General features: G+C 67.9%; 19 protein-coding genes and 2 pseudogenes. 2 read left to right on the plus strand and 19 right to left on the minus strand.

The genetic code is table 11. The annotated features are described in order from the left end of the window. Positions 1-40: 40 nt before the first annotated feature. From ACGFU7_RS14570 to ACGFU7_RS14605, 8 genes and pseudogenes are all read right to left on the minus strand, one after another. Positions 41-1,243, minus strand: a complete 1,203-nt coding sequence (locus ACGFU7_RS14570; protein ID WP_393695657.1) for a hypothetical protein — start codon at positions 1,241-1,243, stop codon at positions 41-43. Positions 1,244-1,435: 192 nt separating this feature from the next. After that, positions 1,436-1,795: pseudogene (locus tag ACGFU7_RS14575) on the minus strand (NUDIX domain-containing protein); the annotation flags it as partial. A 343-nt stretch (positions 1,796-2,138) separates the two neighbouring features. Continuing rightward, entirely contained in the window at positions 2,139-3,113 is a 975-nt protein-coding gene (locus tag ACGFU7_RS14580) for a phosphotransferase family protein (protein ID WP_393695659.1), read from the minus strand. A gap of 266 nt (positions 3,114-3,379) precedes the next feature. Then, on the minus strand, positions 3,380-3,811 hold the full coding sequence (locus ACGFU7_RS14585) for a hypothetical protein (RefSeq protein WP_393695661.1): 432 nt from the start codon (positions 3,809-3,811) through the stop codon (positions 3,380-3,382). After that, positions 3,811-6,168: a hypothetical protein gene (locus ACGFU7_RS14590; RefSeq protein WP_393695663.1), complete on the minus strand. Its 2,358-nt coding sequence runs from the start codon at positions 6,166-6,168 to the stop codon at positions 3,811-3,813. The genes ACGFU7_RS14585 and ACGFU7_RS14590 overlap by 1 nt, the downstream gene beginning before the upstream one ends. Beyond that, positions 6,165-8,036: a hypothetical protein gene (locus ACGFU7_RS14595; protein WP_393695665.1), complete on the minus strand. Its 1,872-nt coding sequence runs from the start codon at positions 8,034-8,036 to the stop codon at positions 6,165-6,167. The genes ACGFU7_RS14590 and ACGFU7_RS14595 overlap by 4 nt, the downstream gene beginning before the upstream one ends. Before the next feature lie 83 nt (positions 8,037-8,119). Beyond that, positions 8,120-8,245: a hypothetical protein gene (locus ACGFU7_RS14600; protein WP_393695667.1), complete on the minus strand. Its 126-nt coding sequence runs from the start codon at positions 8,243-8,245 to the stop codon at positions 8,120-8,122. A gap of 161 nt (positions 8,246-8,406) precedes the next feature. Beyond that, a pseudogene (locus ACGFU7_RS14605) lies at positions 8,407-8,547 on the minus strand (NUDIX hydrolase); the annotation flags it as partial. A gap of 132 nt (positions 8,548-8,679) precedes the next feature. Here ACGFU7_RS14605 and ACGFU7_RS14610 point away from each other — a divergent pair. Then, a complete protein-coding gene (locus ACGFU7_RS14610; protein ID WP_393695669.1) occupies positions 8,680-9,795 on the plus strand; it encodes a glycerate kinase in 1,116 nt (371 codons plus the stop codon). A 183-nt stretch (positions 9,796-9,978) separates the two neighbouring features. Here the strand turns inward: ACGFU7_RS14610 and ACGFU7_RS14615 are convergent, their stop codons facing one another. The 3 genes from ACGFU7_RS14615 to ACGFU7_RS14625 form a co-directional block, all read right to left on the minus strand. Continuing rightward, positions 9,979-10,473, minus strand: a complete 495-nt coding sequence (locus ACGFU7_RS14615; protein WP_393695671.1) for an SRPBCC family protein — start codon at positions 10,471-10,473, stop codon at positions 9,979-9,981. A 129-nt stretch (positions 10,474-10,602) separates the two neighbouring features. After that, positions 10,603-11,544: an MASE1 domain-containing protein gene (locus tag ACGFU7_RS14620; RefSeq protein ID WP_393695673.1), complete on the minus strand. Its 942-nt coding sequence runs from the start codon at positions 11,542-11,544 to the stop codon at positions 10,603-10,605. A 138-nt stretch (positions 11,545-11,682) separates the two neighbouring features. After that, on the minus strand, positions 11,683-12,510 hold the full coding sequence (locus ACGFU7_RS14625) for a PP2C family protein-serine/threonine phosphatase (RefSeq protein WP_393695675.1): 828 nt from the start codon (positions 12,508-12,510) through the stop codon (positions 11,683-11,685). Between the two features lie 174 nt (positions 12,511-12,684). Between ACGFU7_RS14625 and ACGFU7_RS14630 the strand changes: the two genes are divergently transcribed. Further along, positions 12,685-13,716, plus strand: a complete 1,032-nt coding sequence (locus tag ACGFU7_RS14630) for a zinc-binding alcohol dehydrogenase family protein (RefSeq protein ID WP_393695677.1) — start codon at positions 12,685-12,687, stop codon at positions 13,714-13,716. A gap of 237 nt (positions 13,717-13,953) precedes the next feature. Here ACGFU7_RS14630 and pssA read toward each other — a convergent pair whose 3' ends face one another. The 8 genes from pssA to ACGFU7_RS14670 all read right to left on the minus strand — a co-directional run bounded on the left by pssA (position 13,954) and on the right by ACGFU7_RS14670 (position 22,844). After that, on the minus strand, positions 13,954-14,775 hold the full coding sequence (gene pssA / locus ACGFU7_RS14635; RefSeq protein ID WP_393696158.1) for a CDP-diacylglycerol--serine O-phosphatidyltransferase: 822 nt from the start codon (positions 14,773-14,775) through the stop codon (positions 13,954-13,956). A gap of 22 nt (positions 14,776-14,797) precedes the next feature. After that, complete coding sequence (locus ACGFU7_RS14640) at positions 14,798-15,445, minus strand: phosphatidylserine decarboxylase (protein WP_093894850.1); 648 nt, start codon at positions 15,443-15,445, stop codon at positions 14,798-14,800. A gap of 181 nt (positions 15,446-15,626) precedes the next feature. After that, positions 15,627-16,832 carry an acyl-CoA dehydrogenase family protein gene (locus ACGFU7_RS14645; RefSeq protein ID WP_393695679.1) on the minus strand — a complete coding sequence of 402 codons (1,206 nt, stop codon included), beginning with the start codon at positions 16,830-16,832 and terminating at the stop codon, positions 15,627-15,629. 2 nt (positions 16,833-16,834) lie between these two features. Continuing rightward, positions 16,835-17,362, minus strand: a complete 528-nt coding sequence (locus ACGFU7_RS14650) for a MaoC family dehydratase (protein ID WP_393695681.1) — start codon at positions 17,360-17,362, stop codon at positions 16,835-16,837. A 2-nt stretch (positions 17,363-17,364) separates the two neighbouring features. Further along, positions 17,365-18,330, minus strand: coding sequence for an HpcH/HpaI aldolase/citrate lyase family protein (locus tag ACGFU7_RS14655; RefSeq protein WP_393695683.1), 966 nt, complete (start codon positions 18,328-18,330; stop codon positions 17,365-17,367). Next, positions 18,327-20,339 (minus strand): protein meaA, encoded by a 2,013-nt coding sequence (locus ACGFU7_RS14660; RefSeq protein ID WP_393695685.1) that lies wholly within the window; start codon positions 20,337-20,339, stop codon positions 18,327-18,329. The genes ACGFU7_RS14655 and ACGFU7_RS14660 overlap by 4 nt, the downstream gene beginning before the upstream one ends. A gap of 9 nt (positions 20,340-20,348) precedes the next feature. After that, positions 20,349-21,686, minus strand: coding sequence for a crotonyl-CoA carboxylase/reductase (ccrA, locus tag ACGFU7_RS14665; protein WP_393695687.1), 1,338 nt, complete (start codon positions 21,684-21,686; stop codon positions 20,349-20,351). A 360-nt stretch (positions 21,687-22,046) separates the two neighbouring features. Next, positions 22,047-22,844 carry a GNAT family N-acetyltransferase gene (locus tag ACGFU7_RS14670; protein WP_393695689.1) on the minus strand — a complete coding sequence of 266 codons (798 nt, stop codon included), beginning with the start codon at positions 22,842-22,844 and terminating at the stop codon, positions 22,047-22,049. Between the last annotated feature and the right edge of the window lie 32 nt (positions 22,845-22,876).

Raw genomic sequence — 22,876 nt, forward strand, 5'->3', positions numbered from 1 at the left:
GAGGTCGCCGTAGGTCTCGATGCGGAACCGGAGGCGGACGTCAAGCCGCAGGACCCACAGGGCTGAACGGTGACGGGGTCCGGCCCGTCCAGGTGTTCAGCACGGCGCGGGCGGTCTGCTTGGTGACGCCGCCGTCCTGGACCGTGCCGCTCTGTGCGACATAGAACCGCCCGTCGTCGAGCGAGATCAGCCCGTACTGTCCGTACTGCCCCGGCACCGGCCACCCGTACGTGCCGGTCGCCGCATCGTGCGCCCCCTCACGCAGCAGGGGGAGCAGCAGACCGCGCTCGGGCCTCTGCTGACCGCGGACGGGACCGCGTACCGGCTTCCTCGCACCGTCCAGCGCGAAGACCGAGTAATGGGGGAAGCCCGGCTTGGTGCCCTTGTAGACGGCCATCAGCCAGTTGCCGCTGTACCCGTCGTACTCCAGGTTCTGCACGCCGTAGGTGGTGTTTCCGGTGTACGCGAAGAACTTGCCGTCGACGTGTGCGGGGCCGCTGGTGTGCGGGGCCGACTCGGTCAGCGGGCGCTCGTACTTCTTCCACCGTGTGACGTCGTACTGGAGCAGCACCTGGTGGTCGTTGTCCGCGCGGCCCGCGTTGGCGTACACGCCGTACGCGACTGTCAGCTTCTGCTCACCGCGCTTGCCGCGCCGGTCGCCGAACGCCGGGCCGAACGCGACGCCGTCGATGCCGCTGCAGCCGTAGCGGTGATCGGGCGTATCACCCGTGTCGCCGTCGAAGACGCCGTCGCCGTTCATATCGGCGGTGAAGTCCTTCACCACCTCCTTGAGGTAGACGGTCGAGACGACACCCGTGGACTGGGCGTCCATGTCCATCCGGGTGATGCGGTCGACGTCGAGGATCGCGATGTAGAAGGACTTCGCCTCCTTGTACTCCAGCGAGCCGTAGACCCTGCCGTCCTTCTCGTTGAAGTCCAGATCGCCGAGGTGGCCGGTGAATCCGGTGACCGAGCCGACCGGGTTGCCCTTGAGGTCGGTCTTGACCAGCAGGTTGGTCATCGAGAAGTACATGAAGCCCTTGTGGCGGTCGATGGCCATGCCCTGGACATGCCCCGACTGCCAGGCGCCGCCGTCGACCGACAGCGGCACGTTGCGGTGTGCGGCCGGGGCCGCCGCCGGTTTTGCGGCCGCGGTCGATGCCGTGGCGACAACTGCCGTACAGGCGAACGCTGCGACGATCGTGGCCAGCAGCCCGCCGAGGTGTCCCGTGTGCGTACGCATGATCCCTCCGCTGTCGTGGAGTTCGGATGATGCCGGTCGAGCGTGCACTGCGGACAAATGACACATGAACTCGGGTGTCCGGCAGCCGTCGACCGGACTATCAGCTGACGGCCTGTCAAGACAACGGGACGCAACGGGAATACGGGCTATACGTGACGGGTGATGCGCGCGGGACGCGAGCGGGTGCGTACGTCAGCCGGCCACCGGGCGGCCGTCCTCCAGCTCCACTGCGCCGCCGCCGGAATCGAGCACATCCAGTGCCGCCCGCAGGCGCAGCGCGAGTCCGCCCTGCAGATAGCGGCCGAGATCGTCGCGCTCGACCAGTTCCCAGGACAGGAGCTCCTCCTCCTGAAGCCGGATCGCCTTCAGATCCGCCTCGTCCAGCACTCCGCCGTCGTACAGATACGCGGCGATCGGCGGCCGCTTCGGGCCGCGTGCCCAGTCGATCGCCAGCAGCCGTCCCGGCTCCAGATCGAGACCGATCTCCTCGGTCGTCTCGCGTCGCGCGGCCTGCCGAGGGCTCTCGCCCTCGTCCGACTCGATCGTTCCGCCGTTATGAACAGTTCGCATGTCTCAGTACCCCAGATGTCTCATCGCGTTTCCCCAAGGAACGAAGTCGTAGTTACTGCGGGGGAGCCTGGGTGTCTCAGCGCCGCAGAGCGTCAAAGGCCTCGTTGGTCCGCAGGACGTCGCAGTACTCAGTCGATCGCGGCCCCCGTACGGATGGAGAGCGGGGTCGGACCCGCAGCGCTACTGCCCATCGCTAAAGCAGGGATGGGCGGTAGCGGGCGGCGAACAGGTGAGAAGTAACCCGGGGGAGGGAGAGTCCGGCACAGACGGCGTCGAGGCCCTGGGGCGGAGGGGCTGACGTCCGAGGATTGAGACACCCGGGAATTCAGGCGTGGACCAGTTCCAGCGCCTGCTTCAGGTTGTACTCGGCAATGCCCGCCATGAAGGCCCGGTCAGGGAAGTCCCCGTCGAGCAGCCGCAGCGGCCCCGCCGTCAGCGAGAGTCGCTGTGCCAGCATGTAGAGCGCGAGCCGGTCCTCGTCCAACCCGGCCACCCCCAGCGGCCGATAGGCATCGTGCAGGCGGATCTGTAGAAACACGTGCTCCCACTCGACATCGAAGTACATCAATCCCTCGATGTCGATCGCCACGGGTTTCCCGTCCGCGTCCACCAGCACGTGGTCGGGCCCCAGTTCACCGTGCACGACCGCGTACTCCGCGCGCGGCCGCACCGCCGCCGCCAGGCCCAGCAGCCGCTCCTCCAGCTGGTCGCGGGCGCCCGCGATCCGCGGATCGCGCGAGGCCGCCTCGGCGAGGTCCCGCAGCGCACGATCGAGAACCACCCCCTCGCACGACGTACCGCGCGACGTTCCTCCTCCGTCGACCACGGCCACCTTGCCGTACGCCGGTGCCCGGTGGCCCTGCATCGCCTCCAGCGACTCCGCGAGCCGGGCCATGACCGCAGCAGCCGCGCGCCGGTCGCGCGCGAGCAACTCCTCCAGGCTCTCGCCCGGGAGGTCCTCGACGATCGCAAGGTCGGCCGGGCAGTGGGCGCCGTCGCGATCAACGAGACGGATCGCCGGAACGCGGACGCCGAGTGCGTCCAGCCGCGCGTGCGCAGCCTCGAACAGATCGAGCCTGAGGCCGGGCGAGAACGGGTCGGTGAGGTCGTCGTCGCCCTCGGCCGCCGGCCAGTAATTCTCGGCGTCGTCCCACAGGTAGGCGATCGCCGTCGTCGTATCGTCCAGTACCAGGCGGTACACGCCCTTCTTGCTGCCGCCCGCGATTCGCTCGACCGCCTCCAGCCGCCGCCCGCCGCCCAGCGCGGCCCGCGCCGCACCCGCCAACTGCTCCCGCGTCACTGACCTGGGTGCCACGTTCCGAACCGCCTCTCTGTCACGACAATCCGCGCACCCTACGGGAGCATCGACGTGGGGGCGATTGGTTTATTCCGGCTCCGAGCACGCGCTGGCTCTGGTCCCCTGGGGCCCCACTGCCGACCGAGATCACTGGCGGTGACCGCCGAACTGAGCTCCGCGGAGAACCGGCGACAGTGAATACGAGAGCCCACCAGTAAATCTCAACCCCGTCCCCTCCTGGGAGCGACTGGTCGGCGCTCCTGGGACTGTCAGGCGCGATCGGGCCAGCGGCGAGAATCGATGTCGCCGCTGAGGGCGGTGAGGCGACCCTGTTGCCGAGTGTTCTGCTTCTTCTTCAGTTCGATGTTCTCGTGATAGAGGTTGGCCGTCACTGTGGCCAGGGCATCGAGCTTGCTCTGCAGCTCCGTGACCTTCTGGCTGGCTTTTCTGAGTTTTGCCTTCAGCTCAGCGATGGTCTCGTCGCGCTGAACCTCGCCGGGCGTACGGAGGACTGGTTGCGGGATGCGGGCGTTCCACTCGGCGAGGATGTCCTCGGCTCGGTGGACGCTGGCGTGGCTGACCTGGGCTTCGCGGGCCAGATTCTCCTTGGTCAGCGCACCGTCACAGTGCAAAGGTTCTCCGGCCAGCAGCCGGGCCATGGCTTCCCTGAGTTTCGCGGAGGTGGCTGCGGACACCGGCATCAGATGTTCTCCTTCAGCTTGTCGATCTGCGCGGTGGCAGAGCGGACTTCGGCGAGCCGGGTCTGGGCTTGCTCGCGCAGCGGCTTGGAGAGCTTCTTCTTCAAGAACTCCACCAAGTCCGCTTCCTCCATGCGCCAGATCCGCTCGTGCGACAAGGTGAGGACGGAGTTGCGGCAACGGGACGGTTGGCAGGCACCCAGCAGCGGGGCCTGGCCGCGCTGAGCAGGCGGGAGTTGGTTCTGGCACTCAGCGGTGGGCGCGTTCCAGAGGCAGTGGTTGACCGTGCCCAGGTGGAGGTTCGCGAACTCGTCCCGCAGAAGGGTAATCTCCAGCCGCTCATCCGCGACTTGGGCCCGCAGCGTCGAGTTCGCCTCGATTACGGCGTTGACCTTGTCGAGCCCGGCATGGAAGCGGGTGGCACCGGGGCCGACCGCGATGGTCGCCCCGGTCCGGCGGGCCTGGAGCAACCCCACCAGCTTTTGCGCTGCTGCGGTCTGCAGATCGGTGTCGAACTCCTTCGCCCACTTGGCATCGGGTCTGCCGTAGGCGCCGGTAAGGCGATTGGCCAGCGCCCTACGCGCGGCGTGCTTGAGCTGGATCCCCAGGGCGATATCGCCGTCCGGCTGCTGGCTGGCGGTGATCGACATCGTCCTGCGGAACATGTGCGGACGTACCCGCCCGGGAGGGATCTCCTCTACGCCAGTGAGGTGCCGGGTGGCGTTGGCTGTCTCGATGAAGAAGTCGATGTCGTCGGCGGCGGAGATACCGGCTCGTCCTCGTCCGGCTGGTCCGCCCTCGCTCGGCGGCGTCATCGTGGCGAAGACATGGGTGTCGTGCCAGGACAACCGCTCGGCCACCGCCAGGGCCTGTGCGACCGGTTCGATGATCCACCAGTTGGCCTGCGGCCTGGAGGAATCCCCCTTCGATTTGCGGGAGCTGATAGCCGGAGCCCCGTAGTGCTGGGTGAGCGCGCCGCGCTGGATTTCCTGGATCTCGCTGTCCCGCATCGCGCTCAACGCCGCAACGAAGATGTAGCAGGATGCCCGAAGCATCCGCAGATCCCTGGCCAGTTGCTTGTCCCAGTACACGATCCGGCGCTCGCGGACTGCGGCTTGCAGCACCAGATCGCGTCGTCGCCGACCTTGTTTGCTGCCGATACCGAAGACATCCACCCGCTCCGGGGTGTCGTAAATCAGAGCCTCCAGTGCTGACCACACCGGCTCACCGGGAGCGAGCCGACTCGTTTCGGCGTGGACGGGGACGAGGTTCGCTGGATTGGCGAGCCATTTCTGGAGCGCGGCGTCCATAGCCTGGGATGAGCGACGACGGGTCCCGTAGCCGGCGTAGTCTGACTCGAACTGCTTGGCGTCGGCAGGGCGGACAGGCCGGATCCGGCCCGTCTCTTCGATCATCCGCAGGACCTTCTGTCGACGTTCCATTCCTTGCCTGTTGTTCTTGGTCGCGAAGGCTGTGCAGCTGGCCCCTGTCGTCACCGCTCGGCTCAAGGAGCTCCAGATGGGGGTGCCCTTCGGGTTGAACCTGGCGTCGCGGTCGCTGACCGGTACCAGATTGGCCGGGTTGGTCAGCCACAACTCCAGCTGGTGGTTGATGCCTTCAGCGCTGAGGGTGGCTGGAGCCGTCGGGGCTGTTGCGGCCCGCTCTGCTTCGCGATCGCGTTGGTCCAGGATGCTCGCGGAGAATCGGTCGATATAGGACCACGCAGCCCGTAGGAGCGGCCACCAGACTTCCGGCGCGATCGAGGGTGTGGCCAGCTCGTCACAGGCGGCGACCTTGGCCACGTCGCTATCTGTCTGTCCTGGCCAGGGGTCTTCGAGAGGGTCGGTGCCTGTCAGGATGGGGGAGAAGCGGACCAGGTGGCGGACGGCTCCCACCGCACTCCGTACGGACTCCGGTTTCGTGCTTGACGCGCAGTGGTCGATGTAGCCCTGCCAGTCCTCAACCGACCAGAAGTGCAGGTTGTCCGGCATCCCTTCGCGAAGCGCCCAGGCACCGAGCTGCGACATGCTGAAGCAGACCTTGATGACCGTGGCGGGGGCCCATTTCTGCCTGGGCAGGAAGATGCCCGCGTTCCTCAGGGCTTGGTGGTTGGGATTGAGCATGCTGAACGCGACTTCTCGTGCGCGCAAGTTCCAGACCGAGTCGAGCGGGAACACGCACTTCCACTGTGCCGGACTCTTGTTCGCCGGCCGTCTGAGACAGTCGCAGGGCCACTCGTCGATGCGCCCGAAGGCCGGGCCGCGAACGCCGGGGAGCTGCCCAGGCATACTGCTGTAGACGAGTTCGTCGTCGGCGAAAGCCCGGGATGCCGGCCTGTCCACTGCGGCGAGGATGGTCATCGGTCGTACTCCGTTCGCATGCCCAACGACAGATTCAGGCGGATGTCCTGGTCTTCGATGGCCTGGCGCGCGGTGGGAATGTGTTCAGCGCATTCCTCGAACACTTCGGCCAGCGCCTTGGCTTGGCGTCCCCATACCGCATCCCAGACCATCGGTGGCTGCGTCAGTCGCATCCGCTCGATGTGGTCGGACAACAGCAACTGCTGCGGCAGTTGTGAGACGAACACCACGGCGTTGGTGCAGACCATGCACATGGCCGGGGCGACATGGCAGAGCTTGCCGGGGGCGCTGTGCGGTGAGTCGTGCGGGTTCTTGCAGTTGGTGACGCCCATGTCGAGCTCACCGGCGCTCAGGGCGGCACCCAGTTCAGGGCTCACCCCCAGGGCCTGGGCGACTTCCGGTTCGCCGAGGCGGGACTGCACATCCGGGCCGACCAGAACCGGCTTGTCGGCGAGCCAGTCGAACACGAGCGTCTGAGCGCGGTTCATCGCCGCTCCGGCCAGGACCCGCGCGGTGGTGCCGTGGGCGTAGTGGCCCTGGAACACCTGGATGCTGTGATCATCCCCCGCCATGTCGGACAAGGTGCCTCCCAGGGCAACGACGCGCGTGGTCTTCGCGGTCTTGCGCAGCCGGGGTGCCGCGTGCGGTTCGGAGATGGCCAAGACGGGCTCACCGTCCGCGTCGACATGTGAGGCGATCCAGTGCGTGAAGCGGCGACCCGGATCGACGAAGCGAGCGAACCGAGCATCCATGGTGCTGTGATTCTTGGCATATTCGACCGCGGTGAACAGCCACGGCACGCCGCCGAACACTTCGCGCGTGAGCGCGGTGGCCGTCACGAGGCGTCGCAGCAGACCAGGGACATCCCAATCACCTCGGCCCTCGTAGGCGAGCTCCCCAGGCACCTCGCCCTTCTCCAGGGGCTGATCGACAACGTGGTAGTCGGCGCGAACGCGATCCGCGCGGTTCTTGGTCTGGACAATACGGACGCCCTGATCGCTGAACTCAAGGTCAGGAACCTGCAGCGCATGCAGTTCCTCGGTGGTGCAGTCGAGCATGGCCAGCAATAGCAGGACTCGAAACGGGTGCAGGTCCAACTCCTGCGGAAAGAGCAAGGCATGGACTCCCCGTAAGAGGCCGTAGAAGCCGCCGAGCGCACCGCTGTTGGCCGGTCGCGCATCCCGTAGTTCCTGAGGCCAGCGCTTGGCGTGTGCAGGGAGGTGAACACGGAGTTCATCCATGGTCAGCAGACGGTGTCGGGCAGCCCAGACCAGATTCGGCAGTTCCTCCCATCCGAACTCACGCGGATCTTTCCCGGCCTCCAGGAGCTCTTTTCCCCGGGCAAGACGCTTCTCAAGAGCTCTCAGATCGTCCTGGGCAGCGCCCTTGAGCGCGAGACGTTCAGAGTTGGAGAACTCGTCCAGCGGCTCCCCGGTGGCCTTGCGCAGGGTCGGCGGCGCCGAAGCGCGCTTACGCAGGTTCTCCGGCACGCGCTCATCGCGCTCAGCCCGGTGGTGAACCAACGCGAGGAGCGAGCGCGACAGTTGCCATGGCTGCGAGGAGTTCTCCGGGAACTGCGTGAGGAGGTCGTTTTCCCACGCGTAGACGGCTTCGGCGAGGTCGATATGATCGGTGTCGAATCGGGCGTCTGCGGGGTTCAGGTTTAGAGCAGTCAGATACGGGCCGAGGAACTTCGCGAACGAGCGAACCGCTCCCAGGTACCTGTCACTGTTCTTCAACGCTGCTTTGTGGTGGTACTCGACCCATACGTCGGCGAGTTGAGCGACCAACGCCCGGCATGCGTACTCTCCCGGATCGATTCGGCTGGTCGCGGTGCGACCGCGCTGCACCTGAGTCAGCTCCCGCACCCCGACGTGATCGACGGTGCGTGGAGCGGGCAGGCGCGGCGGTAGCGTCGCAGACCGGGATCGGCGTTCTCCGCGGCGCGGCATCAGACGGCCCACCCTCCGGCCTGGCGAGCGGCCAGGTCTGCGTAGGTGCGGTCCTGATCGTTCCAGTCCTTCACCGCCCGGGCGACGAGCAGGTTCGTCTTTCTCTTGTAGGTCAGGTATCGCATGGTCGATTCAGGACGGCGATGCCCGAGGAGCCGCATGACGGTCAGGAACGGGTTGCGGGACACGTGGTCCGCCGCGTAGGCAGGCACGCGGCCGGTGAGACGCTGCTGCTCCTCGTCCTGGGCGAGCTGGCGTCCTGAGACATCTGTGGATGCTTTGCCTAACCGCCGGGCAGTGCCCAGCCCTCCCGGTAGTTGGGCTCGACGAGCAGCACTCGCCCATGGACGTCCCGGAACACGGTGGCCGCGGCGGCGAGAACCCGGGGGAGTCCCGCGATGTAGGTGGCGTAGTCAGTGGTGGTCACGCGGGCAGCGTAGTAGGGGCGGGGCAGGTGCGACGACGGCTCTGGGCAGCGGGTATCCGCTGCGGATAGGGTCGGGGGCGGCGCGACTGCCTGTTCGAAAGTAAGGGATTCAAGGTGGCGGACGGAGCAGTGATGAAGACCGCACGCGTGCTCGTCGCGGCGGACAAGTTCAAGGGTTCGCTCACGGCCGTGCAGGTCGCGGAGCGGGTGACGGCCGGGCTGCGGTGCGTCGTCCCCGGGGTGCAGGTCGAGACCCTGCCCGTGGCGGACGGCGGCGACGGCACGGTGGCGGCGGCGGTGGCCGCCGGGTTCGAGCGCCGCGAGGTGCGGGTGACGGGGCCTCTGGGGGAGCCGGTGACCGCGGCGTACGCGCTGCGCGACACCACGGCGGTGGTGGAGATGGCCGAGGCCTCGGGCCTCCAGCACCTCCCCGCAGGGGTGTTCGCCCCGCTCACGGCCACGACGTACGGCTCCGGCGAACTGCTGGCCGCGGCGCTCGGCGCGGGTGCCCGGACGATCGTGTTCGGCGTCGGCGGCAGCGCGACCACGGACGGCGGCGCGGGCATGCTGACGGCGCTCGGAGCCCGCTTCCTGGACGCGGACGGCAAGCCCGTCGGCCCCGGTGGTGGCGGCCTCGCCGATCTGGCCGAGGCGGACCTGTCCGGCCTCGACCCGCGGATGGCCGACGTGGACCTGATCCTCGCCAGTGACGTGGACAACCCGCTGACGGGCCCGAAGGGTGCGCCTGAGGTCTACGGCCGGCAGAAGGGCGCAACCGAGGAGGACATCGCGACCCTCGATGCCGCGCTCGACCACTACGCGTCCATCCTGGGCCCGGACCACGCCCGGCTGCCCGGAGCAGGCGCGGCGGGCGGCATCGGCTACGGGGCGCTGGTCGCCCTCGGCGCCCGGTTCCGCCCCGGCATCGAGGTCATGCTCGACGTCCTCGGCTTCGCCCCCGCACTGGCACGCGCCACCCTGGTGATCACCGGAGAGGGTTCGCTCGACGAGCAGACCCTCCACGGCAAGGCCCCGGCAGGCGTGGCCGCGGCGGCCCGCGCCGCAGGCGTCGAGGTCGTGGCGGTCTGCGGCCGCCTCGCCCTGCCGCCGGAAGCCCTGACCGGCGCGGGCATCGGCCGCGCGTACGCCCTCACGGACCTGGAACCGGACCCTGCGGTCTCCATGGCCCAGGCGGGACCACTACTGGAACGGGCGTCCGAGGCGATCGCGCGCGACTTCCTGCTGTAGCCCGTCGCGGTTGCGGACCTCGACAGCCGGACGGGCGCAAATCCCCAGCCCGTCCGGCTGCCCCAGCCCCTCCGGCGCTTGAGGAGCGGGGTCCGGGGCAGCGCCCCGGTTTCGGGAAGGCGCGGGTGGAGGACGGCCCCGCGCAGCGGAACCGCACCCCCGCCCCGCCGCACGTACCCCGCGTCACCCCACAGAGGGCGCCGCCCCCTGACCGCCACTCGTGTCCGCATCGGGACGGTGCCCGTCGGTGAGCAGCTCCGCCAGGCACCGCAGCTCCACCGGCAGATCACGACGCCACGCCATCGTCACGAACGGGGCAAGGATGATCATGCCGCCGTCCAGATGGGGCTTGACCGATACGTTGACCATCGTTCCCCGTCGGCTCGGACTCAGCCGGAACTCGAGTTCCGGGGAGTGGCGGCCCAGCGGGGTCCACATGCGCGCACCGCGGAAGGCCAGGTACTCGACAGGTGTGCTCGCGGTGCACGTGAGGCGGTGCACCCGTCGCCTGCCCGGGAACTTGCAGGTGTACTCGTCGCCGAGTTCCGTGCTGATCGGGCCCTCGATCACTTGATCTATGCTCGATGACCACACGGCCAGATTCCGCGGATCCCGGAGAAACGAGAAGATCTCGTCGGCGGGGCGGGATACATGGACATTCGCGGACACATGGGGCATGGCTCCACCTCTTATGGCGCCCGTCCGCCCGAGTCTCGGCGTCCGGTTGCCTTCGTCGCGGTGCCGTTCGCCCATCAGCCTGCTTCGGATCGCAGGTCCGCGCACTCTTCGCACGACCGATGGAGTGAGTCAGGTGTCCCGCCGCGACACCTTCTCGGAGAGTTGCGCACAGAGTCGCCTGATTTCTTGGTATGTGCGGTTCCGTTCGGTGACGACCGCCGCGAGGAGCAGAGCTGTGAGTGAAATGGATCCGTTGAATGCCTGGAGCGTGATCATGTTGGTGAGGAGGCCGTGATGGGCGAAGGGGCCGGTCATCCGTCCGGCGGCGAGGATCGCGAAAATGGACACGCCCAGTGCGCAGCACGCGGCGCCGGCCCGCTCGAAGCGGAAGGCGGCCCAGATCAGGAACGGGAACACGAGGAAGAGCAGGGAAGCGTTGGGGGTGTCGGTGGCCAGGAGGGTGACCGTCACCGTGCACGCCACCAGCGCCACCGCCTCGGCCCACCTGGGCAGGCCGACACCGTGCGGCCATCGGACCCTTCGGACGACGAGCAGGAACGGCGTGACGACCATGACGCCCATGGCGTCGCCCGTCCACCAGACCGACCAGGTCGGCCGGAAGTCACCGGCCGGGAGCGCCCCCGCCAGGACCAGGATGCCGGTGCCCACGGTCGCGCTGATCAGCATGCCGCCCAGCGCACCGAGGAAGACCAGCGCCAGCGCGTCACGCAAGCGGTCCAGGCCGTCGTGGAAGCCGGCACGGCGCAGCATCAGGTAGGAGCAGACCGGGGCGATCGTGTTTCCGGCCGCGATGATCAGTACGGGCAGAGCGGAAGGCCCGATGAAAATATTGACGACGAGGGCGCCGAGCGCGATTCCCGGCCAGATCCGCACACCGAACACGAGCAGCGCCGCGACCGCGATCCCGGTCGGGGGCCACAGCGGCGTGACCTGGCCGCGCACCAGCTGCTGGAGCAGCCCCAGACGGGCCGTCGCGAAGTAGCAGACGGCCACCGCCAGGGACGTCAGGACCGTGGCCGTGTGCTGCCGGAGCTGTGCGCTGTCCACCACCACAGCATCAGACACCACGTCGAGGCGTCGCGATCGGTCAGGCACGCGACGCCACGCCGATGGGCGGACGAACGAGGTACGTCCCTGCCGGGCCGGAGCCCGGGCAGCCACCGTGGCCGACGGACGAGATACGTCCCGCTAACCGCCGCCCGGCACACCGTCGTAGCGGACGACGAGGACAGCGGCGTCGTCCACATGGCCGGTCAGGTCCGCCACCTGGATCACGCGCGAGGCCAGATCGCCGGGGTCGGCCCCGTCCGCCGTACCGACCAGCGCGGACACCGCAGCCAGCCCCTCGTCCATCGCATAGGCCGGTCCTTCCACGACCCCGTCGGTCACCAGGACCAGATACCCGGGTTGCTTCAGCCGCCGATGGGTGACGGGGTACTGCTGGCCGGGCAGTATCCCCAGGGGCACCCCGCCGGCGTCCAGGGAGATGCCGGAGTCGCCGCCGTCGGTGCCCCAGACGATCGGGACATGTCCGGCCCGGGCGATGCAGAGCTCACCGCTCTCCGGGACGACGCTCAGCAGGCAACAGGTCGTGAACAGGTCACAGCCCAGTGAGATCAGCAGATCGTTGGCGCAGGCCAGCACCTTGCCGGGGTCGACCGTGACGCTGGCGAGGGCCCTGAGACTGGCACGGGCCTCACCCATGAAGGCGGCCGCCTCCACCCCGTGCCCCTGCACATCACCGATGGCGATCCCCGCCATCCCGTCCCTCATCGAGAACGCGTCGTAGAAGTCACCGCCGACCGCCAGACCGTCCTGCGAGGGCGAGTACCGGGCCGCGATCCGGATGCCCGGGAAGTCGGGCAGTTCGGCCGGGAGCATGTGCCGCTGGAGCGCCATGCCCAGCTCCGCCCGGGCTCGCTGGAGCCTGATGTTCTCCAACGCCTGATCGACCAGACGCCCAAGGGTGACCAGGAGCTCCTGGGTACTGTCCGGTGCGCTGTGGTGTCGGTGCATGACGTCCCTGGGCGTTTTTTGGTGCGCCCTTGTTGAAACCTTAGCCCTCCTGCCGCCACATGCAGGAGCGCCCGCGTGAACACGGTCGAAGACAACGTCGAGCTGTGGCCGTTCACTCGTATGCAGACAACGGGGCCGGTTGCCTCGCCGACTGTGCCGCCGCAGGCTGGACCTGTGGCTGTCTTTGAGTCTGCCCCGGCTGAACAGAGCGGCTGGGCTGTCCGGACCCCCGGTCCGATCGGCACCGGGCCCTTGGTGCGCGTGCGCCGCAGGGTGCCTGCTCCCGGTCCCGGGGAGCTTCTGCTGAACGTGGAAGCGTGCGGTGTCTGCCGCACGGATCTCCATCTGGCCGAGGGCGATCTCCTGCCGCGCCGCCCCTCCACGGTCCCCGGCCATGAGATCGTCGGCCGGGTGGCGGCTGTCGGCGAGGGGACCGGCCTCTTCCGTATCGGCGACCGGGTGGGTGGGGCCTGGCTGCGCGGAACGTGCGGGAGCTGCCGGTACTGCCTGGGCGGCCGGGAGAACCTCTGCCCGTGGTCCACCTATACGGGGTGGGACGCGGACGGCGGCTTCGCCGACACGGCGCTGGTACCGGAGGCGTTCGCCTACCGGCTCCCGGAGGACCAGGACGCCGTCCGGCTCGCACCACTCCTCTGCGCGGGGATCATCGGATACAGGTCGCTCCGGCGCAGTGCGCTGCCGGAGGGCGGGCGGCTGGGAATCTACGGCTTCGGCGCGTCGGCCCATCTGGCTGCCCAGGTGGCCCTCGCCGAGGGCGCCACCGTTCATGTACTGACCCGCTCGGCACAGGCGCGCGAGCTCGCTCTGGACCTCGGCGCCGCGTCGGCGGGCGGTGCCCACGACCGTCCGCCGGAGCCCCTGGACTCGGCGATCCTGTTCGCACCCGTCGGCGACCTGGTGCCCGTGGCGATGGAGGCACTGGACAGGTCCGGCACGCTTGCCATCGCCGGAATCCATCTGTCGGACATTCCCGTGCTGAACTACCAGCGCCATCTGTTCCAGGAGCGCAATCTGCGCAGCGTCACCTCCAACACCCGCGAGGACGGCCGCGATTTCCTTGCTCTGGCCGGGCGCGTGGGCATCCGGGTCACGGTGAGCACCTACCCGCTGAGCAGGGCCGACCAGGCACTGGCCGATCTGGCGGCCGACCGGGTGAACGGGGCCGCCGTGCTCGTACCCGGCTGACGGGCGGGCGGTGGGGAGCGGGCGGGAGCACCGGGACAATGGCGTTCATCGAGCTGCGCCAGTCCAAGGAGGCCACAGCCGGGCCGTGCCGTCCTCGTGCGAAGGCGTCAGCCGGCCGCCGCCGTCCTGAAGCGAGGGCCGGCAACAGCGTTCCCGTGCTGCCGGCCCTCCGCCACATGCAAGAGGGCCCCGGGTGCTGGGGAGCACCCGGGGCCCTCTTGCGTATCTTCTGTACCGCTACGGCAGCTGTGCCGCCCGTGCCTCACGCCGGTTGTCGCGGAAGGTGTTCACCCGCCGTGCCGTCGCGAAGAGCGGGATGACTGCTCCCAGGACCACCTGCAGCGCACAGCCGGTCTGGAGGAGCAGCTGACCGCCGGGGGCGTCGAACGCCCACGCGGCGAGGAGCCCCATCGCGGCCACGATCCAGCTGAGCATCGCCACCGCGAGGACGCCTCGCGGTTTCGGGTACTCGACCCGGCTGACCATCAGCCACGCCACTCCGACGATCGCGAGCAGCGTCGGTACGAAGGGCAGCTCCAGGAGGACGATCGAGACGACCGTGAGCGCTCCGAAGGGGCTCGGCATGCCCTGGAACATGCCGTCCTTCATGGTCACGCAGGAGAATCTGGCAAGTCGGAGCACCACCGCCAGCAGCACCACGATCGCCGCCAGCGCCGAAACCCGCTGGTGTGCGTCGTCCGCGACCATGCCGTACACGAGGACGAAGTACGCCGGGGCGAGCCCGAAGCTGATGAGGTCCGAGAGGTTGTCCAGCTCGGCACCCATCGGCGAGGAGCGCAGCTTGCGTGCCACGAGCCCGTCGAAGAGGTCGAACACCGCTGCCATGAGCATGAGGATCACAGCGGTGGCCGCGGAGTGCCGGGCCATGCCGCTCTCGTCGCTGCCCGTGAGGTGCGGGATGAGGATTCCGGTGGTGGTGAAGTACACCGCCATGAAACCGCACGTGGCGTTGCCGAGAGTGAGGGTGTCCGCTATCGACAGCCGCATAGAGAGCGGCATGTCCTCGCCGGCGTCCTCCTCGGACTCCGCCTCCGGCACCCAGCCGGCCTGCGTGTCAGGATCAATCACGGTCAATTCGAGTCACCCCCGCGGTGGTGGCCTGGCCGACCTCGACCGCGACATCGATACCTTCCGGAAGGTAGATGTCGACCCGGGAGCCGAAGCGGATCAGACCGATGCGCTCGCCCTGCTCCACCTTCGTGCCCTGCGGGATGTAAGGGACGATGCGACGGGCGACCGCACCGGCGATTTGCACCATCTCGATGTCACCGAGCTCGGTGTCGAAGTGCCAGACAACGCGCTCGTTGTTCTCGCTCTCCTTGTTGAACGCCGGAACGAACCCACCGGGGATGTGCTCGACCGAGGTCACCGTGCCGGCCAGAGGCGCACGGTTGACATGGACATTCAGCGGGCTCATGAAGATCGCGACGCGGGTGCGCCCGTCCTTCCACGGCATGATGCTCTGCACCACGCCGTCGGCCGGCGAAATGACCCGGCCCTGGGTGATCTCACGCTCGGGGTCGCGGAAGAACCACAGCATGCCCGCCGCGAGCGCGGTGGTGGGCACAGCCACCGCGGCCCAGCGTCCGGACTTGCGGGCCCGGGTGAGGCTGAGTGCCGCGGTGGCGACGGTCGGGAGGAGCCACGGCGAAGCTCCGCGCGCAAGGCGGACTCCGCCGCGTGGTGCAGAGGTTTGGCTGTCGGGCATGGATGACCTTCGTAGCGGATGATGCCGCGCTGGCAACGGGGGACGGCGGCTTTTCCGGCGATGTTATCGGTTGCGAGCCGCAACTGGGCAAGCCAGCAGCCGAGTCGGACGGCTTGAAGGCACCGCCTGAGGGTGACAGGATGTGATCTTCTTCGCGGCTAAATCGCCTTGAAAGGGACAATCAACCCTGCAACCGGTACTCCTCGAGGAGTCGGCGCCCAATGATCATTTTCTGGATCTCGGCGGTACCTTCACCGATCAGCAGCATCGGGGCCTCCCGGTAGAGGCGCTCGATCTCGTACTCCTTGGAGAAGCCGTAACCGCCGTGGATCCGGAAGGCGTCCTCGACGACTTCCTTGCAGTACTCGGAGGCGAGGTACTTCGCCATCCCTGCCTCCAGGTCGTTTCGTTCCCCGGAGTCCTTTTTGCGCGCTGCATTTACCATCATCGCATGGGCGGCCTCGACCTTGGTGGCCATTTCGGCCAGCTTGAACTGGATCGCCTGGTGCTGAGCGATCGGCTTTCCGAAGGTATGACGCTGCTGGGCGTACGAAATACCCAGCTCGAATGCACGCTGCGCGACGCCGCAGCCACGCGCTGCGACATTTACCCGGCCGACCTCGACGCCGTCCATCATTTGGTAAAACCCTCGGCCGGTGGTGCCGCCCAGTACCCGATTGGCCGGAATTCGTAGCCCGTCCATGATGAGTTCGGTCGTGTCGACGCCCTTGTAGCCCATTTTGTCGATTTTGCCGGGGATGGTGAGGCCGGGCAGGACCTCGCCGAAGCCGGGCTCCTTCTCCACCAGGAACGTCGTCATCGACTTGTGCGGGGCGGTCCCCTCGGGGTGGCCTTCGTCACTCCGGCACAGCACGGCGACGAGCGAGGACGTGCCACCGTTCGTCAGCCACATCTTCTGGCCGTTCAGGACGTACTCATCGCCGTCCTTGACGCCCTTGGAGGTGATCGCCGCGACATCGGAGCCCAGTGCCGGCTCGGACATCGAGAACGCGCCCCGGACCTCGCCCAGCGCCATCCGCGGCAGGAACGTGTCCTTCTGTTCCTGGGTGCCGTGCTGCTTGAGCATGTACGCCACGATGAAGTGCGTATTGATGATTCCCGACACGCTCATCCAGCCGCGGGCAATTTCCTCCACACACAGCGCGTATGTGAGAAGCGACTCACCCAGACCCCCGTACTCCTCGGGAATCATCAGCCCGAACAGGCCGAGCTCCTTGAGTCCCTCGACGATCTCGGTCGGGTACTCGTCACGGTGTTCCAGCTGGGTCGCGACCGGAATGATCTCCTTGTCGACGAAATCCCGGACCGTGGAGAGAATTTCCTGCTGGACATCGTTGAGACCGGCAGTCTGGGCAAGTCGCGTCATGGCTACTTCTCCACGTTCTTCTGCGAAGGCTGGTTCAGCTCGGGTCGGCCGGGCTGCTCCCCGCCGCGCTCCTTGATGTACGTCTCGGTGGGGACCATCACCTTGCGACGGAACACGCAGACCAGCGTGCCGTCCTGCTTGTAGCCCTTGGTCTCCACGTAAACGATTCCGCGGTCGTTCTTGGACTTTGACGGAGTCTTGTCGAGAACGGTCGTCTCGCCGTAGATCGTGTCGCCGTGGAAGGTCGGCGCGACATGCTTCAGAGACTCGACCTCCAGATTGGCAATAGCCTTTCCGGAGACATCCGGAACCGACATGCCGAGCAGTAGCGAGTAGATGTAATTGCCGACGACAACGTTCTTTCCGAAGTCGGTCGTCTTCTCCGCGTAGTTGCTGTCCATATGGAGCGGGTGATGATTCATGGTCAGCAGGCAGAAAAGGTGGTCGTCGTACTCGGTGACCGTCTTTCCGGGCCAGTGCTTGTAGACCGCACCGACCTCGAACTCCTCATACGTGCGTCCGAACTGCATGGTCAGGCCTCCGGCACTTCGAACTTGGAGGTGCGCTGCATACCGGCTGCGCGGCCCTTGCCCGCGATGACGAGCGCCATCTTGCGGCTCGCCTCGTCGATCATCTCGTCGCCGAGCATCGCCGAGCCCTTCTTGCCGCCCTCCTCCGAGGTGCACCAGTCGTACGCGTCGAGGATCAGCTCGGCGTGGTCGTAGTCGTCCTGCGAGGGCGAGAACACCTCGTTGGCCGCGTCGACCTGACCGGGGTGCAGCACCCACTTGCCGTCGAAGCCCAGCGCCGCCGCACGGCCCGCGACCTCGCGGTACGCGTCCACGTCACGGATCTGCAGGAAGGGACCGTCGATCGCCTGGAGGTCGTGCGTACGCGCCGCCATCAGAATGCGCATCAGGATGTAGTGGTACGCGTCCGCGCCGTACCCGGGCGGCTGCTGACCGACGACCAGGGTCTTCATGTTGATCGACGCCATGAAGTCGGCCGGGCCGAAGATCAGCGTCTCCAGGCGGGGCGAGGCGGCGGCGATGTCGTCGATGTTCACCAGGCCCTTGGCGTTCTCGATCTGCGCCTCGATGCCGATCTTCCCGACCTCGAAGCCCATCGTCTTCTCGATCTGGGTGAGCAGCAGGTCGAGGGCGACGACCTGCTGGGCGTCCTGGACCTTCGGCAGCATGATGCAGTCGAGGTTCTGGCCGGCGCCCTCGACGACCGTGATGACATCGCGGTACGTCCAGTGGGTCGTCCAGTCGTTGACCCGCACGACCCGGGTCTTGCCCGTCCAGTCGCCGTTGTTCAGCGCGTCGACGATGTGGTGACGGGCGCCCTCTTTGGCGAGCGGCGCGCAGGCGTCCTCCAGGTCGAGGAAGACCTGGTCGGCCGGGAGGCCCTGGGCCTTCTCCAGGAACCGCGGGTTCGAGCCGGGCACTGCCAGACAGGAACGGCGCGGACGCAGACGGTTCACGGGCTGGGTCATGCGGGGACCTCCAGAGGGTCGAGCTTGTTCGCTTTCCGGATCTCGTCGACGATACGGCCGATGATCTCCGTGATACCGAAATCCTTCGGGGTGAACACGGCGGCGACGCCCGCCTCGATCAGCGCGGTGGCGTCGGCGGGCGGAATGATCCCGCCCGCGATGACCGGTATGTCGTTGGCGCCGGCCTCGCGCAACCGGTTCAGCACGTCCGGTACGAGTTCGGCGTGCGAGCCGGACAGGATCGACAGACCGACGCAGTGCACGTCCTCGGCGAGGGCGGCCGAGACGATCTGTTCGGGGGTCAGCCTGATCCCCTGGTAGACGACCTCGAAACCGGCGTCACGGGCCCGTACGGCGATCTGCTCGGCGCCGTTGGAGTGCCCGTCCAGGCCGGGCTTGCCGACCAGCAGCCGCAGCCGTCCGGCGCCCAGGTCGGCCGCGGTGCGGGCGACCTTCTCGCGGACCAGGGCGAGCGGTGTGCCGGCCTCCGCGGTCACCGCGACCGGGGCGGACGAGACGCCGGTCGGAGCCCGGAACTCGCCGAAGACATCGCGCAGCGCCCAGGACCACTCGCCGGTGGTGACACCCGCACGGGCGCACTCCACGGTCGCTTCCATCATGTTCTCGGTGCCCGCGGCGGCCTTCTTCAGCGCGGCCAGCGCGTCGGTGGCACGGGCCTCGTCGCGGTTGTCGCGCCACTCCTGGAGGGCGGCGACGACCCTGGCCTCATTGGCGGGGTCGACCGTCATGATCGCCCCGTCGAGGTCCGCGGTGAGCGGGTTCGGTTCCGTCGTCTCATAGATGTTGACGCCGACGATCTTCTCCTCGCCGCCCTCGATCCGGGCCCGGCGGGCGGCGTGCGAGGAGACCAGCTCGGACTTCAGATAGCCGGACTCGACGGCCGCCATGGCGCCGCCCATCTGCTGGATCCGGTCGATCTCGGCGAGCGACTCGGTGACCAGCTCGTCCACCTTGGCCTCGATGACATGCGATCCGGCGAAGATGTCCTCGTACTCCAGCAGATCGCTCTCGTGCGCGAGGACCTGCTGGATACGGAGCGACCACTGCTGGTCCCAGGGCCGGGGGAGACCCAGCGCCTCGTTCCAGGCCGGCAGCTGGACGGCCCGGGCGCGGGCGTCCTTGGAGAGGGTGACGGCCAGCATCTCCAGGACGATGCGCTGGACGTTGTTCTCCGGCTGCGCCTCGGTCAGGCCGAGCGAGTTGACCTGGACGCCGTAGCGGAAGCGGCGCTGCTTGGCATCGGTGATGCCGTACCGCTCGCGGGTGACCTGGTCCCAGATGCGGCCGAAGGCGCGCATCTTGCACATCTCCTCGATGAAGCGGACGCCCGCGTTCACGAAGAAGGAGATCCGGGCGACCACATCACCGAACTTCTCCTCGGGCACCTGCCCGGAGTCACGGACCGCGTCGAGCACGGCGATCGCCGTCGACATGGCGTACGCGATCTCCTGGACCGGAGTGGCTCCCGCCTCCTGCAGGTGGTAGCTGCAGATGTTGATCGGGTTCCACTTCGGGATGTGGCCGACCGTGTACGTGATCATGTCGGTGGTCAGCCGCAGCGAGGGACCGGGCGGGAAGACATGCGTCCCGCGCGAGAGGTACTCCTTGACGATGTCGTTCTGCGTCGTGCCCTGGAGCCTGGTGGCGTCGGCGCCCTGTTCCTCGGCGACCACCTGGTAGAGCGCCAGCAGCCACATCGCGGTGGCGTTGATCGTCATCGAGGTGTTCATCTGGTCCAGGGGGATGTCCTGGAACAGCCGGCGCATGTCACCGAGGTGCGACACGGGCACGCCGACCCGGCCGACCTCGCCGCGGGCGAGGATGTGGTCGGGGTCGTACCCGGTCTGCGTCGGCAGGTCGAAGGCGACCGACAGGCCCGTCTGCCCCTTGGCGAGGTTGCGCCGGTAGAGCTCGTTGGACGCCTCGGCGGTCGAGTGACCGGCGTACGTCCGCATGAGCCAGGGGCGGTCCTTCTGACGTTCGCTCATTGGTGAACCTCAGACGTTCCGGAAGCGGTTGATGGCGTCGATGTGCTGCTCGCGCAGCTCCTCGTTGCGCACGCCCAGACCCTCGCGCGGCGCCAGCGCCAGCACGCCGACCTTGCCCTGGTGGAGGTTGCGGTGCACGTCGTACGCGGCCTGGCCGGTCTCCTCCAGGGAGTAGACCTTCGACAGCGTCGGGTGGATCTTGCCCTTGGCCACCAGGCGGTTGGCCTCCCACGCCTCGCGGTAGTTGGCGAAGTGCGAGCCCACGATCTTCTTCAGCGACATCCACAGGTAGCGGTTGTCGTATTCGTGGTTGTAGCCGGACGTCGAGGCGCAGGTGACGATCGTGCCGCCCTTGCGTGTCACGTAGACCGAGGCGCCGAACGTCTCGCGGCCCGGGTGCTCGAAGACGATGTCCACGTCCTCGCCGCCGGTGAGTTCACGGATGCGCTTGCCGAACCGCTTCCACTCGCGCGGGTCCTGGTTGTGCTCGTCCTTCCAGAACTTGTAGCCCTCGGCGTTGCGGTCGATGATCGCCTCGGCGCCCATCTTCCGGCAGATGTCCGCCTTCTGGTCGCTGGAGACGACACAGATCGGGTTGGCGCCACCCGCCAGGGCGAACTGCGTGGCGTATGAACCGAGTCCGCCGCTGGCGCCCCAGATCAGCACGTTGTCGCCCTGCTTCATGCCCGCGCCGTTGCGCGAGACGAGCTGGCGGTACGCGGTGGAGTTGACCAGGCCCGGAGCGGCGGCCTCCTCCCAGCTGAGGTGCTGCGGCTTCGGCATCAGCTGGTTGGACTTGACGAGCGCGATCTCGGCGAGGCCGCCGAAGTTGGTCTCGAAGCCCCAGATCCGCTGCTCGGGGTCGAGCATCGTGTCGTTGTGGCCGTCCGAGGACTCCAGTTCGACCGAGAGGCAGTGTGCGACGACCTCGTCGCCGGGGTGCCAGGCGTTGACGCCGGGGCCGGTGCGCAGGACGACGCCCGCCAGGTCGGAGCCGATGACGTGGTACGGCAGGTCGTGGCGCTTGGTGAGCTCGCTGAGCCTTCCGTAGCGCTCGAGGAAGCCGAAGGTGGACATCGGCTCGAAGATCGAGGTCCAGACCGAGTTGTAATTCACCGAGCTGGCCATGACGGCGACCAGTGCCTCACCGGGCCCGAGCTCGGGCACCGGGACGTCGTCGAGGTGCAGCGACTTGCGGGGGTCCTTGTCGCGGGTGTCGAGCCCGGCGAACATCTCCGTCTCGTCCTTGTGCACGGTCACCGCGCGGTACGACTCAGGGATGGACAGGGCCGCGAAGTCTGCGGCTGTGCTGTCCTGCGATTGGATCGCGTCCAGGATTTCCTTCACGGTGTGCCTCCGGCAGATGGGGGCGCTGAGGGAACGCTTGAGGGTCCCTGCAAGCAGAGGGGAGCAGTGTGGTGTGGAGGTGCTGCCGTCGGTTCGGCTGGTAAAGCTTCGGCTTGCTCTGTGGAGCAGAAGGGTTTGCCTGTGACGCAGGCGTCCGGGCGCGCAGGCATATTGCTTGCGGGGACAGCCGGCGTACGTGAGGTCTCAGCACGCCGGCCGCCCGGACAACTTCAACGTATGGCACTCCGTGACACCTGGCAAGGCACTCGGTGCCAACAATTTCTCTCACTTGTCACCCGCAGGGCACGCATGAGCAACCTGAGGGGTGTTTCGCGTGGATCTGTCCTGAGGGTCGCCCGGTCAGTGAGAGGGCCGGTACACGTACGGAGTCGTGGTGCTCAGGGCCAGGAATCCGAGTCGCTGAAGGATCGGGCTGCTCTGGTCGGAGGCGTCGACCTGAACGTAGCCGTAGCCGCGCTCCGCCGCGATCCGGGCCCGGAAGGCGACCAGTGCCCGGTAGATGCCCCTCCCGCGCCACGCCTCGACCGTTCCGCCGCCCCAGAGCCCCGCGAAGCCCGTACCCGGGTACAGCTCCATCCTGGCCGAGCTCACCGGCTCGTCGCCCACCATGGCGAGGACGCCGACGAAGCCGTCCGGGGCCTCGGTCAGCCTGGTCAGCACCTGATGCCGCAGCCGCGACCAGTCCGAACCGAACGCCTGCTCATGGGCGCGGGCCATCAGCTCCACACCGTCCGCGTCACTCACGGTACACAGCCGGACACCCTCGGGGAGCTCCACCGTCGTCGAGAGGTCCGCCACCGGGGCGACGAGCAGGGTTTCGGGCTCCTCCGCCTCGAAGCCGGCCGCCAGGAGCCGCTCCGCCAGATCGGCCGGCCGGTCGTGCGCGTACAGCTTCCACTCGAACTCGTCGTGCCCGAGCGCCGTGTAGTGCGCCACCTGTGCCGCGATCGCGGCGTCCGCCCGTACGGGATCCAGGTGCGGGGCCGACCAGACGACGCCGTTCCAGTCGTCGGCCGCGCCGACCTGCCGTACGACATCACCGGTGCGCTCGACCCGGACACCGGGGCCGTCGGGGCGGGCGTGCTCGCGCATCTCGCGGTCGAAGAGGGTCAGAAGTGTGTCGCGATCATGATTCATCCGCACACCACAGCACCGGGGCGCGGGCGCGG

Origin of the sequence: Streptomyces sp. NPDC048473 (genome assembly GCF_043200155.1) — a bacterium.
Taxonomy (GTDB): domain Bacteria; phylum Actinomycetota; class Actinomycetes; order Streptomycetales; family Streptomycetaceae; genus Streptomyces.

Bases quoted from the DNA above. Each gene is read 5' to 3' on its own strand.
- ACGFU7_RS14645 (WP_393695679.1), bottom strand. From the start codon at position 16,832: ATGACGCGACTTGCCCAGACTGCCGGTCTCAACGATGTCCAGCAGGAA.
- ACGFU7_RS14600 (WP_393695667.1), bottom strand. From the start codon at position 8,245: ATGCGATACCTGACCTACAAGAGAAAGACGAACCTGCTCGTCGCCCGG.
- ACGFU7_RS14640 (WP_093894850.1), bottom strand. From the start codon at position 15,445: ATGCCCGACAGCCAAACCTCTGCACCACGCGGCGGAGTCCGCCTTGCG.
- ACGFU7_RS14590 (WP_393695663.1), bottom strand. From the start codon at position 6,168: ATGACCATCCTCGCCGCAGTGGACAGGCCGGCATCCCGGGCTTTCGCC.
- ACGFU7_RS14655 (WP_393695683.1), bottom strand. From the start codon at position 18,330: ATGACCCAGCCCGTGAACCGTCTGCGTCCGCGCCGTTCCTGTCTGGCA.
- ACGFU7_RS14670 (WP_393695689.1), bottom strand. From the start codon at position 22,844: ATGAATCATGATCGCGACACACTTCTGACCCTCTTCGACCGCGAGATG.
- ACGFU7_RS14585 (WP_393695661.1), bottom strand. From the start codon at position 3,811: ATGCCGGTGTCCGCAGCCACCTCCGCGAAACTCAGGGAAGCCATGGCC.
- ACGFU7_RS14615 (WP_393695671.1), bottom strand. From the start codon at position 10,473: ATGCCCCATGTGTCCGCGAATGTCCATGTATCCCGCCCCGCCGACGAG.
- ACGFU7_RS14570 (WP_393695657.1), bottom strand. From the start codon at position 1,243: ATGCGTACGCACACGGGACACCTCGGCGGGCTGCTGGCCACGATCGTC.
- ACGFU7_RS14625 (WP_393695675.1), bottom strand. From the start codon at position 12,510: ATGCACCGACACCACAGCGCACCGGACAGTACCCAGGAGCTCCTGGTC.
- ACGFU7_RS14650 (WP_393695681.1), bottom strand. From the start codon at position 17,362: ATGCAGTTCGGACGCACGTATGAGGAGTTCGAGGTCGGTGCGGTCTAC.
- ACGFU7_RS14660 (WP_393695685.1), bottom strand. From the start codon at position 20,339: ATGAGCGAACGTCAGAAGGACCGCCCCTGGCTCATGCGGACGTACGCC.
- ACGFU7_RS14610 (WP_393695669.1), top strand. From the start codon at position 8,680: ATGAAGACCGCACGCGTGCTCGTCGCGGCGGACAAGTTCAAGGGTTCG.